13 protein-coding genes are annotated in these 12,397 nt (G+C 32.3%); 10 read left to right on the top strand and 3 right to left on the bottom strand.

Annotated elements, in window-relative coordinates:
* Positions 1-15: 15 nt before the first annotated feature.
* Positions 16-1,533: a helicase HerA-like domain-containing protein gene (locus ACHRVZ_RS06055; protein ID WP_395421312.1), complete on the bottom strand. Its 1,518-nt coding sequence runs from the start codon at positions 1,531-1,533 to the stop codon at positions 16-18.
* Between the two features lie 377 nt (positions 1,534-1,910).
* Here ACHRVZ_RS06055 and ACHRVZ_RS06050 point away from each other — a divergent pair, with 377 nt between their 5' ends.
* The 8 genes from ACHRVZ_RS06050 to ACHRVZ_RS06015 all read left to right on the top strand — a co-directional run bounded on the left by ACHRVZ_RS06050 (position 1,911) and on the right by ACHRVZ_RS06015 (position 8,406).
* A complete protein-coding gene (locus ACHRVZ_RS06050) occupies positions 1,911-2,735 on the top strand; it encodes a MotA/TolQ/ExbB proton channel family protein (protein ID WP_395421311.1) in 825 nt (274 codons plus the stop codon).
* A gap of 57 nt (positions 2,736-2,792) precedes the next feature.
* Positions 2,793-3,419 carry an ExbD/TolR family protein gene (locus ACHRVZ_RS06045; RefSeq protein ID WP_395421310.1) on the top strand — a complete coding sequence of 209 codons (627 nt, stop codon included), beginning with the start codon at positions 2,793-2,795 and terminating at the stop codon, positions 3,417-3,419.
* Positions 3,420-3,438: 19 nt separating this feature from the next.
* Positions 3,439-3,993: an ExbD/TolR family protein gene (locus tag ACHRVZ_RS06040; protein ID WP_395421309.1), complete on the top strand. Its 555-nt coding sequence runs from the start codon at positions 3,439-3,441 to the stop codon at positions 3,991-3,993.
* A gap of 38 nt (positions 3,994-4,031) precedes the next feature.
* Entirely contained in the window at positions 4,032-4,832 is an 801-nt protein-coding gene (locus ACHRVZ_RS06035; RefSeq protein WP_395421308.1) for an energy transducer TonB, read from the top strand.
* Positions 4,832-5,062: a hypothetical protein gene (locus ACHRVZ_RS06030; protein ID WP_026983456.1), complete on the top strand. Its 231-nt coding sequence runs from the start codon at positions 4,832-4,834 to the stop codon at positions 5,060-5,062. Before ACHRVZ_RS06035 ends, ACHRVZ_RS06030 begins: the two co-directional genes overlap by 1 nt.
* 2 nt (positions 5,063-5,064) lie before the next feature.
* The gene (locus ACHRVZ_RS06025; protein WP_395421307.1) at positions 5,065-5,988 is read left to right on the top strand and encodes a PstS family phosphate ABC transporter substrate-binding protein; all 924 of its coding nucleotides are present in this window, start codon (positions 5,065-5,067) and stop codon (positions 5,986-5,988) included.
* A 17-nt stretch (positions 5,989-6,005) separates the two neighbouring features.
* Entirely contained in the window at positions 6,006-7,673 is a 1,668-nt protein-coding gene (locus ACHRVZ_RS06020) for a tetratricopeptide repeat protein (RefSeq protein WP_395421306.1), read from the top strand.
* A gap of 100 nt (positions 7,674-7,773) precedes the next feature.
* Positions 7,774-8,406, top strand: coding sequence for a 7-carboxy-7-deazaguanine synthase QueE (locus ACHRVZ_RS06015; protein WP_395421305.1), 633 nt, complete (start codon positions 7,774-7,776; stop codon positions 8,404-8,406).
* A gap of 87 nt (positions 8,407-8,493) precedes the next feature.
* On the opposite strand, the gene ACHRVZ_RS06010 is transcribed toward ACHRVZ_RS06015, so the two are convergent.
* Complete coding sequence (locus ACHRVZ_RS06010) at positions 8,494-9,039, bottom strand: YfiT family bacillithiol transferase (RefSeq protein ID WP_395421303.1); 546 nt, start codon at positions 9,037-9,039, stop codon at positions 8,494-8,496.
* Between the two features lie 11 nt (positions 9,040-9,050).
* The gene (locus ACHRVZ_RS06005) at positions 9,051-9,761 is read right to left on the bottom strand and encodes a class I SAM-dependent methyltransferase (protein ID WP_395421302.1); all 711 of its coding nucleotides are present in this window, start codon (positions 9,759-9,761) and stop codon (positions 9,051-9,053) included.
* Between the two features lie 74 nt (positions 9,762-9,835).
* On the opposite strand from ACHRVZ_RS06005, the gene ACHRVZ_RS06000 reads away from it, so the two are divergent.
* Together ACHRVZ_RS06000 and ACHRVZ_RS05995 are read left to right on the top strand one after the other, a co-directional pair.
* Positions 9,836-10,330: a YkgJ family cysteine cluster protein gene (locus ACHRVZ_RS06000; RefSeq protein ID WP_395421301.1), complete on the top strand. Its 495-nt coding sequence runs from the start codon at positions 9,836-9,838 to the stop codon at positions 10,328-10,330.
* A gap of 118 nt (positions 10,331-10,448) precedes the next feature.
* Complete coding sequence (locus ACHRVZ_RS05995; protein WP_395421300.1) at positions 10,449-11,684, top strand: ABC transporter permease; 1,236 nt, start codon at positions 10,449-10,451, stop codon at positions 11,682-11,684.
* Positions 11,685-12,397: the final 713 nt, after the last annotated feature.

Genomic DNA, 12,397 nt, shown 5'->3' with positions numbered 1-12,397 from the left:
GTTTATTGTTTTAGATTACTTCTTGAATATTTTAGATAGAACTCCAAAAACACCTCGAATAAAAGTGGCGCTTGTTACAACTTTCAAAACAGATTTTCCAACCACACTAGCAGTACTTGGTTCAGATTTTGATGATCTAGTTGGAGCTTGTTCTTCCTGCTCCGCATTAGCCTGTTCAGCGTCGGCTATTTTCTTGTTTAGAATTTCGTAAGCGCTTTCGCGATCAATTTCTTCAATATATTTTTTTACCAGTTTCGATTTGCCGTTTATTGCTTCAATTTCTTCAGAAGTTAAAACATCCATTCTGCTCATAGGCGCGCGCATCATTGTAGCAACAAGAGGCGTTGGAACTCCTTTTTCGTTCAAAGCAGTTACTAAGGCTTCTCCAATTCCTAAACTGGTTAACAGTTCATCAGTTTTGTAATATTGTGAAGTTGGGTAATTATCCGCCGTTTTTTTTATCGCTTGTCGGTCATTTGCAGTAAATGCTCTCAATGCATGTTGTATTTTTAATCCTAATTGTGCCAAAACGCCACTTGGTACATCCATTGGATTCTGAGTTACAAAATAAATTCCAACACCTTTAGAACGGATCAGTTTTACAATAGTCTCAATTTGTTCCAAAAGAGCTTTGCTGGCTTCATTAAAAATTAAATGCGCCTCGTCAATAAAAATGACCAATTCAGGTTGAGCAACATCTCCTTTTTCAGGCATTTGCTGATAGATTTCAGCCAATAAACTTAACATAAAAGTTGAGAATAATTTTGGTTTATCCTGAATGTCTGTTAAACGAATAATATTAACATATCCTTTGCCATTTTCATCAATTCGCATCAAATCATCAATTTCGAATGATAACTCTCCAAAAAATAAATCACCACCTTGTTGTTCTAGTTCGATAATTTTTCTAAGAATTGTTCCAGTCGTTGCAGTCGAGATTTTTCCATAATTGGCAGAGATCTCATCTTTACCTTCTTCTGTAATATAATTAATTACTTTTTTGATGTCTTTTAAATCAAGCAAAGGCATTTTGTTGTCATCGCAATATTTAAAAATTACTGCAACTACGCCAGCTTGCGTATCATTTAAATCTAGAATTCTTGAAAACAATACAGGTCCAAATTCAGATACAGTAGCTCTTAAACGAACGCCGTTTTGTTTAGAAAGTGACATTAATTCAACAGGAAACGAAGCAACATTGTATGGTATGTTTATTTTAGCGTGACGTTCAGTAATAAAACCTTCTTCTTTTCCTTCCTTAGCAATTCCACTAAAATCACCTTTTATGTCCATCATTAGAACAGGAATTCCCACATTCGAAAGTTGTTCAGATAATACTTGAATCGTTTTTGTTTTTCCGGTTCCGGTCGCACCAGCTATTAATCCGTGGCGGTTTAATGTTTTTAGAGGAATTTTGACATGAGCTTCAGCAAGTGGTTCTCCGTCCAGAATGGCACCTCCCAAAGTTATGCTATCGCCCTTAGAAAGGTAACCATTGTTTATATCTTGAATGAAATTGTCCTTTTTATCCATGTTTTATTTGTAATTTAGATGATTATAAGAGTATTGCTTGGTTTTTTAACATTTTAGGTCCGTTTTTTTTAGTAGGAAAAAGCTTTTTTCGATTGAAAAATATATAAAAAATAATTTCGCAACTTTTTAAGAAGATATCAAAGGAATGTTTGAATATTTACTAAAACGTTGTAATTTTCCCATTAATAGTCCTTTTTTTTGTTTTATCTAAAAAATGACAGGGGCAATTTAATGAGATATTTTTTAAATTGACGTTAAATTTCGTTCAATTAAATTAAAAAAAGTTTTTTTATTTAAACTAAACGTATAAATTTGCTCCTCTACAAGTTAAATATAACTAAAAATAAAATTATTTAAAACTATTAAAATTAAAAAAAATGGCAAACGTTAAAGTTAAAAAAGAAAGCACTTCAAATGGAGGAGGAATGATCACTGGAATCATTATTGTTGCGTGTATTATTGTTGGGGTGTTTATTTGGAAATTCGTTATGGGATCACCTGCTAACTTTGAAGGAGGAAATCCTGAGACAGGTCACCCAATCAATACATTAGGAATGGTATATAAAGGAGGTTTTATTGTACCAGTATTATTAGGAATGTTTTTAATGGTTGTTGTTTTTTCTATTGAAAGATTTATCGTTATCGGTAAAGCTGCAGGTAAAGCTAACTTAGATGCATTTATGAAAAATGTACAAGGAAGTATTAAAGAAGGAAACATTGAGGCTGCTATCGCTTCATGTGACAAACAACAAGGTTCAGTTGCAAACGCAATTAAATCTGCTTTGATTAAATATCAAGATGTTAAAAAAGAAGGTTTCAACAGTGAAGAAGCTTCAGAAGTAATCCACAAAGAAATCGAAGAGGCAACTTCATTAGAAATGCCAATGTTAGAAAAAAATATGACTATTATCTCTACTTTAGTATCATTAGGAACTTTAGGAGGATTATTAGGAACTGTATCAGGTATGATTAAAGCGTTTGGTGCGTTAGCTTCTGCTGGAACTCCAGATCAGGCTGCTCTTGCAACAGGTATTTCTGAGGCACTTATCAACACTGCAACAGGTATCTCTACTTCAGTTTTAGCAATTATCTCTTACAACTTCTTTACTGCTAAGATTGATGATTTAACTTACTCTATCGATGAGGCTGGTACTACAATTGTAAATACTTACAGAAGATTCAGAGGAAGTTTGAAACAATAATTAATTTTTGATTAAGTATTAATTACAATTAATTATATCAAAATAAAATAAAAGATAATGGCTAAAATAAAAATGAAAAAAAAGTCAACATCGACAGATATGACTGCCATGTGTGATGTTGCGTTCCTTTTGCTTACGTTCTTTATTTTGACCGCTACTGCTAAGGTGCCAGAAGCACTTCCTGTAGATATGCCTTCTTCTGTTGCTCAAACTAAATTACCAGATTCGGATTTAGCTATTATTACAGTAGGAAAAGATAAAGACGGGAAAAGCAAAGTGTTTTTTGACATTAAAGGAAGAGAGATTCGTAAAAGAACTCTTGAAGGAATGGGTGCAAAATTCGGTGTGACTTTTTCAGAAGATGATAAAACTAAATTTTCGTTAATGGATGACTTCGGTGTGCCAGTTGCGAATTTGAAAGATATTATTGCAATGAAAGCGTCTGATAGAACTAAAGCAAATCAGCCTGGAATTCCAATCGATTCTTTAGATAATCAATTAAAAGAATGGCTTTTGGTTTCAAGAAGAGCTGCGATTGATCTTGATGATAAAGAGTTGCAGATTGCAATTAAAGGAGATGCTAAAGAAGAATATCCGCAAATTAAAAAGATTATGGATATTTTACAAGATCAAAAAATCAATTCCTTTAACTTAGTTACAGGTATGAGAGGAAGAGACTTTTAATTAAAAAATATACACTAAAATGGCTGAATTAAATACCGGCGACGGTGGTGGCGGAAAAGGTGGTAAAGTAAGAAGTAAAAAGCAAAGTTCAAAAGTCGATTTAACGGCGATGGTGGATTTGGCATTCTTATTGATCACATTCTTTATGTTGACCACATCGTTGTCAAAACCTCAATCGATGGATTTGTCTTTACCAGATAAAGATCCAGAGAAAGATACGAAGGATACCAAAGTAGATGAAAATCGTACTATGACAGTGATGTTAGCTGATGATAATAAGATGGTTTATTATATGGGATTACTTGCGACTCCAATTGCTGGACCAAAAGATATCGCATATGGTAAAGATGGAATTCGTAAAGAATTGCTTAAGAGAAAAAAATCAGTTTTAGAGTATTCTGCAGGTTTAGGAAAACCTAAGAATGGAATCATAGTTATTATCAAACCAACTAAAAAGTCAAATTATAAAAATTTGGTTGATATTTTGGATGAAATGGCTATTACTGGAGTGGAAACTTATGCAATTGTTCCTGAATTTACACCAGAAGAAACAAAATTGCTAGATAAAAAATAAGAGGTATCTTGTTTTTAACATCCTAATAATCAAGAAAAATGAAATTAGATATAATTAAAAATCAGTGGCTTGATATCGTATTCGAAGGACGTAATAAGATATATGGCGCATATGAGTTAAGAAAATCGAATGGTAAAACAACGGTAAGAGCACTTATCTTGGGTTCGATTATTTTTAGCTTAGCTATTGCAGCTCCTCTTATTATAAGCTTGTTGCCAGATTCTAAAGAAGAAGAAGTAAATAACGATATTAAGATTGCAACAGTAAAACTACCTCCTAAAAAAGAGGAAGTAAAGCCTAATCAACCGCCACCACCACCACCACCACCAAAAGTGGATCAGGTTAAGTTTGTGAAACCGGTTGTAGCTAAGGCAAATGAAGTTACTGAAGATCCTCCAAAAATTGAGGAACTTAAGGATAAAAAAGTTGGTTCTGAAACTATCAAAGGAGATCCAGATGCAGTTTTAACTGTTGATGAGCCAGTTGGTAAAGGACCAGTTACAGAGATCATTCAGGAAGATAACAATGTTTATAATACTGCTGGTATCGAAGTAAAACCGGATTTTCCTGGAGGAATTGATAAATTCTACAAATTCGTAGGAAACAATTATAAGACTCCTGAAGAAGAAGGTTTAAAAGGTAAAGTTTATGTTACTTTTGTAGTTGAAAAAGACGGTTCATTAACCGACATTAAAGTTTTAAGGGATATCGGTTACGGTACAGGAGCAGAAGCAATTCGTGTTCTTAAAAAATGTCCGAAATGGACTCCTGGCGAGCAAAATGGTAAAAAAGTTAGAGTACTTTACTCTCTTCCTATTACTATTCAATCTGCAGAATAATGTTAAAAGATATGCTTAATAATATTCAGAAGAAATCGCTCAAAGAGCGATTTCTTCTTGTTTTAGGAATACTGTTTTTTTTAATATATCTTGTGCTAGGTTTAATGATTATGTTTTGGAAGAAGCTTCCGTTAGATATGGAACCTAAATACAGATATGCTTTTGGCGGATTGTTGATCGTGTATTCAGCAATACGTTTTTTGAGATTAATTAATTCAAACGCAGAATAAAGATGTTAAAATATAGTAAGATTGCCGGCTTGATAGTTTTTGTTTTTTTGTTTGCCATGTGTAACCAAAAAAGTAAGAATGAAGCTGATAAAGAGACAATTTTGAAAGGGTCTATCGATGTTACTGTTGATGAAACAGTAAAGCCTATTGTAGATGATCAGGTAGCTGTTTTTGAAGGAACTTACTATGATGCTAAAATTAATGTTAAACCTAAATCTGAGGCAGAGCTTGTAAATGATTTATTAAATCAGAAAGCTAAAGTTGTTGTAATGACAAGAGGTCTTACTAAAGAGGAAATTGCTAAATTTGAAAAAATTAAGATAAATCCGAGAGTTACTCCTTTTGCCACAGATGCAATTGCTTTTATTTCAAACAAGGGCAATAATGATACATTAATTGCGTTGAAAACGGTAATTGATTTTATGCAAGGTAAATCAGATCCAAAAATTAAAGGACTTGTGTTTGATAATCCGAATTCTAGTACCGTTCGTTACATGAAAGAATTAGCGAAAGTAAAAGAGATTCCTGTAAAAGGTGTTTTTTCTTTTAAAACTAATGATGAAGTTATTAAATTCGTATCTGAGAATGATGGTATGATTGGAATTGTTGGAGTTAATTGGCTTTCTCAGCCTTCTCCTAATATGCTTGATGTTTTTAAAAAAATAAATGTTTTGAGTGTTAAAGGTCTAAATGATGATAAGTATTATAGTCCAACTCAAAATGACCTGGCTGAAGTGAAATACCCTTTGGCACGTGATTTGTTTATAGTAAATTGTCAAGGTTATTCTGGTTTAGGAATGGGGTTTGCTTCGTTTATTGCCGGAGATATTGGTCAAAGGATAGTTTTAAAATCTGGATTGTTGCCAGTTAGAACTCCTGGAAGAAAGCTTAAAATTAGAAATGAAATTATAAAAGATAAAGAATAAATTAATTACAATTAAAGATGAATAAATTTAAAATTTTTACTCTTGCCATAGTTGCTTCAGTTTCTGTTGCAAATGCACAAGATATCAAAGAGGCTAAAAAAGCAATTGATGCTGAACAATTTCAAAAAGCAAAATCATTGCTAAAAGCAATCATCAAAGCAAAACCTTCTGATGGAGAAGCTAATTTTGTTTTAGGTAATGTATATTTAAATCAAGCAATTGCTGATTCAGCTAAAATTTATTATTTAAATGGATTAGAAGCTTCAGACAAGAAAAACTTAAACTATATAGGATTGGGTCAGATGGATCTTGATGCTAAAAACGTTGCTGCAGCGCAGGCTAATTTTGCCTTAGCAGCAAAAGATATGAAACGTAAAGACGTTGAAGAGTTTATTTACATTGGTAGAGCTTATATCAACTCAACTTCTCCTGATTATACAAATGCCGTTGCTAGTGTAAAACGTGCTTTATTAATCGATCCGCAAAACGCAACTGCTCTTTTGACAATTGGTGATGCGTATTATGGAGCAAACAACCAAAATGATGCTTACAAAGCTTACCGTGATGCATTTACTGCAGATCCAACACTTTTAAGAGCTAAAATGCAATTAGGAGTTTTATTAAAAGGTGCTAAATCTTATGATGAAGCAATTAAATCTTTTAATGAAGTTATTGCTTTAAATTCTAACTACGGTCCAGTTTATAGAGAATTGGCAGAAACATATTATAAATGGGGAAGAAATAAACCATCTACTTCTAAAGTAAATATGCAAAATGCAATTACAAATTATGAGAAGTATTTAAGTCTTACAGATTATTCTTTAGATTCTAAAATGCGTCATGCAGATTTCTTAATCCTGGTTAAAGATTATAAGAGTTTAGAGACTGTAGCAAACAAAATGATTGCTGAAGATAAAGTAAATCCTAGAATTTACAGATATTTAGGATATGCTGCTTACGAAAATGGTAATGTAGAGGTTGCTATTAAATCTATTGAAGATTATATTAAAGTTCCTTCAAACAAGGTAATTGGTAGAGATTATTTGTATTTAGGTTTAGCAAAAATTAAAAAAGGAACTGCAGCTGACGGTACAGTTGATCAGGCTTCGTTCGATTCTGGTTTAGCTGATGTTAAAAAAGCGATTGAATTAGAGCCATTAGTTGTTGAAGAATTGGCTGATTTAGGAAAAGCATTGTTTGGTAAAAAACAATTTGCACAAGCTGCTGCAATTTTTGAATTAGGAAGTAATAACAAAGAGTCTAAAAATTACTTAGACGATAATGTTTACTATGGTATCTCATTGTACTATGCTAATGCAAACAAAACAAATGGTGCTGCAGATCCTGTGGCTTTAGGTAAAGCTGATGCTGCTTTTGACAGAATTTTAGAAGCGTCTCCAACTTATGATGAAGCTTACTTATACAAAGGTAGAATCAACAACTTATTAGAGAAAGATGACTTGATTATTAAAAACTACGAAGAGTATGTTACAAGAACAACTGCTAAAGGTGCAGATGAATTGGCAAAACCTGCTACAGTTAAAAAGATAGTTGAAGCTTACAATAGTATTGGTGCTAGTTATGCTAATACTGATAAAGCTAAAGCTATTGAATATTTTAATAGAACTTTAGTTTTAGATCCAACAAATGCTTATGCAGCTCAATCTGTAAAAAGTTTAAAATAATATAAGATTTTCAATATTATAAAAAACCGATAGTTCAAACAACTATCGGTTTTTTTTGTTCCGTATTTAATTGACTATCTTTGCACTTTAAAATATAATAATGTTATCAAAAGAAATACAATTAGAAGTAAATAAAGGAGCGATGTTGCCTTTGATGGAAGAATTTTATACCATTCAAGGAGAAGGTTTTCATACCGGGACAGCTGCTTACTTTATACGAATTGGAGGTTGTGATGTTGGTTGTCACTGGTGTGATGTGAAAGAAAGTTGGAATGCAGAATTACATCCGCCAACAAGTGTTGATTTAATTGTAAAAAATGCATCAAGTCAAGCTGATACTGTCGTAATTACTGGAGGTGAACCATTAACTTGGGATATGAGTTTATTGACTCAGGAATTAAAGAATAAAAATTTAAGAGTCCACATAGAAACTTCAGGTGCTTATCCTTTAACTGGTACTTGGGATTGGATTTGTCTTTCTCCAAAAAAGAATAAACTGCCAACTCAAACTGTATATGATAATGCACATGAGTTGAAGGTAATTATTTATAATAAGCATGATTTTATTTTTGCAGAAGAACAAGCAGAATTGGTAAACGATAATGCTATTTTGTTTCTTCAGCCTGAATGGAGTAAAAAAGAAGAAATGACACCATTAATTGTTGATTATGTAATGAATAATCCTAAGTGGAGAGTATCACTTCAGACGCACAAATATTTGAATATTCCATAAATTAAAAAAAGCAAAAATCTCTTCAATAGAAGAGATTTTTGCTTTTAGGTAAATTTTACACACTGTATAAAAAGGAAACATGTTTTATTACATCCAATTTTTAAATTTCTTTAAACTTGTAATGTGTGCTAAATGATGGTTGCTATGCCAAGCGTACATTCCGATTATTTGTCTTATATGATATTCGGAATTGTTTTCAGGATGAATAAATGATTTTTCTAGATCCATTGGTGATAAGTTTCTCATAATATATGCCAATCTAAAATGCAATCCGTCGAGCAAATTCAACGTTGGTTCAATAGGCATAGTTAAGCTGTCCGGTAATTCAGACCATAAAGCTTCATCATAGGCTTTTATTACTGGATTGTTTTCTGTTAAAGACCATTTAATTCTGATGTAGCAATTCATATGGCTTTCCGCGCAATGATGAATCACTTGTCGAACGGTCCAGCCGTTAGGTCGATATGGCGTGTTCAACTGTTCATCAGTCAAATGAGCGGCTTCTTTTCGTAATCTTTCCGGAAAAGATTCTATGATGGCAATTTTTGCTGAAATATACTCGGAAGTATATTCCTGCGGAGCTTCAAATTTTCCGATTGGATATTTTAATTTTTCTAAATCTAATGGATTCATGATGTTGAAATTTATTCTATTGAAAGTTTAGCCAAATAATCATAATGTTCGCCTTCTAAAATTAACTCACATTTTAGACCATTCGCAATAGCAGCGTTTTGAAGTGTGTTATAGTCTAAATACAACCAGTCAAAAGGTTCTTCTTTTTCACCTTTATAAGAAATGTTGAAAACAAGTTCGCCGTAATAATCATTGTTGGACGGAATCCATTTTCCACCATCTTCGTCTTCATCAAACATGTAAATAATATCAGAGCTGTCTAATAAGATTTGTCCACCAGGATTTAAAAGTGATTTAAGCTTATCGAGATATTTGTTACAGTTTTCTAATTTGCCAAAAATCCCTACACCATTCATCAAGAGTATAATTGTGTCGAATTTTTCACCTTCAAAATTAAGAATATTTTTCACTTGAGCATTTTTTACACCTCTGAGTTTACAGGTTTCGATCGCTTTTTCAGATATATCTATCGATGTTACGTCTAGATTTCTATCATTTTGTAATGACAGACTATGGCTGCCAGCGCCACACCCAACATCTAAAGTTTTTCCAATTGCTAATTGAAGCGCTTTTTGTTCAAGTTTAGGCATTTCGTCGTAAGAACGAAATAAATAGTCAACACTCATTTCGTCCTCTTCAGAAATTGTTGTTTCTGTGATGATGTCTTCCGGCGAATTATTGGTTTGAAAGTCGAACATCGCTTTCCCAAAAAGATCTTTCATTGTATTTTAATTCAAAGTTTAAGGTTTCAAGTTTAAAGTTGTTTAATTTTGCAGATCAACTTTAAACATTGAACTTGAAACAAATTTTAAATAACTTAAATAAGTTAGCCAAAGATAAGCATATCGAAAACAAAAAGTATTTCGATAAGCTGAAAAAGAAACAACCTAAAAATTTAGATTACGTAATGCAAGATTTGCATGATGCTGAATTTAAAAAAACGGATTGCTTGGAATGCGCCAATTGTTGTAAAACAACTGGGCCATTGTTTACTTTGGCTGATATCGAAAGAATTTCGAAATCATTTAGGCAAAAACCACAACAGTTCATTGAGCAATATCTTCGAATTGATGAAGATAAAGATTATGTACTAAAAAGCGTTCCTTGTACCTTTTTGGATAATGATAATTATTGTATGATTTACGATGTTCGCCCAAAAGCTTGCAGGGAGTTTCCGCATACAGATCGTAAAAAATTCCATCAAATCACTGATCTCACTTTAAAAAATGTTGCAATTTGTCCTGCAGCGTATAATATAGTAGAAGAAATGAAAAAGAAACTATCTTTATAAGGGCTTAAAAAAAACGTAATTGTTTTTCGTTGCAATACATTTTTGTTTTTTAAAATGTAATTTTGGTTTGTGCGATTGAGAAAAGCGGATAATTAATAATACTAAGATAACTGAAACATTGAATTTAGAATATTTTATAGCAAAACGACTTATTACTGCCAGAGATTTTAAAAGCAGTATTTCGGCACCTATTATAAAAATTGCCATTTCGGCTATTGCCATTGGTATAATTATGATGATTGTTTCGGTTGCGACAGGAATTGGATTGCAAAAGAAAATACGTGACAAGGTCTCTGCTTTCAATGGTCAAATTATAATATCAAATTATGATAGTAATAATTCTGAAGTTACTTTAGTTCCAATTTCTAAAAAACAGGATTTTTACCCAAATTTCAAATCTGTTCCAGAGGTTAGTCATATTCAGGCAATCGCTAGTAAAGCTGGAATCATCAGAACAGAAAATGCATTCGAAGGAATAGTTTTTAAAGGAGTAGGTGGAGACTATGATTGGAAGAATATACAGGAGTATTTAGTAGAAGGTAAATTGCCTGATTTTACAAAATCTTTAAACGAAGATGTTTTGATTTCGAGATTTCTGGCTGATCGTCTTAATCTTAAAGTGGGAGATCATTTTAATACCTTTTTTATAAAAGAAGAACAGGGTAAATTGCCGAATAGTCGTCGTTTTAAAATTGTGGGTTTTTTTAATTCAGGTTTTCAGGATTTTGATGCAACCTATATATTAGGAGATATTAGGCACATTCAGCGAATAAACAAATGGAGTCCTGATCAGATTGGTGCTTTTGAAGTTTTTATAAAAGACTTTGATGATATCAAAACTGTTGGAGATAAAATTTATGAAAAGACATCATCAAGTTTAGATACAAAAACTATAAAAGAAAAGTATAGTTATATTTTTGACTGGTTGCAGCTTTTTGATTTTAATATCATCGTGATACTGGCTGTCATGATTTTAGTAGCTACTATTAATATGGTAGTCGCTTTATTGGTTCTTATTTTAGAACGTACGCAAATGATTGGAATTCTAAAAGCTTTAGGAGCGAATAATTGGACAGTTCGAAAAATATTTCTCTACAATGCTTTTTATCTTATAATAAGAGGATTGTTCTGGGGTAATCTAATTGGTATTTCGTTGTTGTTGATACAGCAGCAGTTTGGAGTGGTTAAGTTAAATCCCGAAAATTACTATGTTAACCAAGCTCCGGTATATTTAAATTTAGGTTATATTGTTCTATTGAATTTGCTTACGGTTATTGTTTGTTTTGTTGTATTGCTAATTCCGTCATATATTATAACAAAGATCTCACCTGTCAAAGCCATCCGTTTTGATTAGTTTATATTTTATATAGAAGTAAAGGTACTTATTGTTTTCAACCCGACAGTTTCTTAGTGATTGTCGGGTTTGTCTTTATATATGTTGCTAAGAGATGACTCTTGTTGTTTGCTAAATCTTTTGCAGTGGTCGTGATAGTTATTGGAACCGGTACAGAAGGATGTTGTTTTTATCGGGGCTAGTGCAGTGTTTTTATGAGAACTCGTTTATGATATAAGTACAAATGAGAACTTAGGTTTTATTCGGATGTGCAAGGATTGGGTAAGATATATATATAAGGAAGGGAGAGATGTGTTTGTATGATTTATGAATAAGTAAAAATGACGAGAAGCTTGTTAAAACGGTAGAGAATGGTAATAGATGCACTGTTGATGTTGTTGTAGAATCTATTCTAAAGTTTTGTTAACGCTGCGAAGTCTGTAAATGCGGTAGGTTTGTGAATGTGATTATTGCGAAAAGTTCAATGTGTTAAGGAAAAGTCTTGCAAAGCTAAAAATAGTATAAAAGTTAAGTTTTGTGTTATCAGTTAGTTAAGATAAAGTTTAGAAAAAGATGAGAAATAAGTGGGTTTTAGGTATTGTTAAATGGAATAAAGGGTGTAGTTTTGCACCCGCAACAGCGATAAACGTTCACAGAAATACTGACAGGCATACGAGATAAGGATTGAGATTTATTTTCAAAAAAGATTAAGAAAAGCTTGTGAGATTCGAAAA

It is taken from the genome of Flavobacterium sp. FlaQc-57 (assembly GCF_044007395.1).
Classification (GTDB): domain Bacteria; phylum Bacteroidota; class Bacteroidia; order Flavobacteriales; family Flavobacteriaceae; genus Flavobacterium.
Note: the sequence above shows the minus strand (reverse complement) of the source record. Positions and strands in the feature narration are given on the sequence as shown.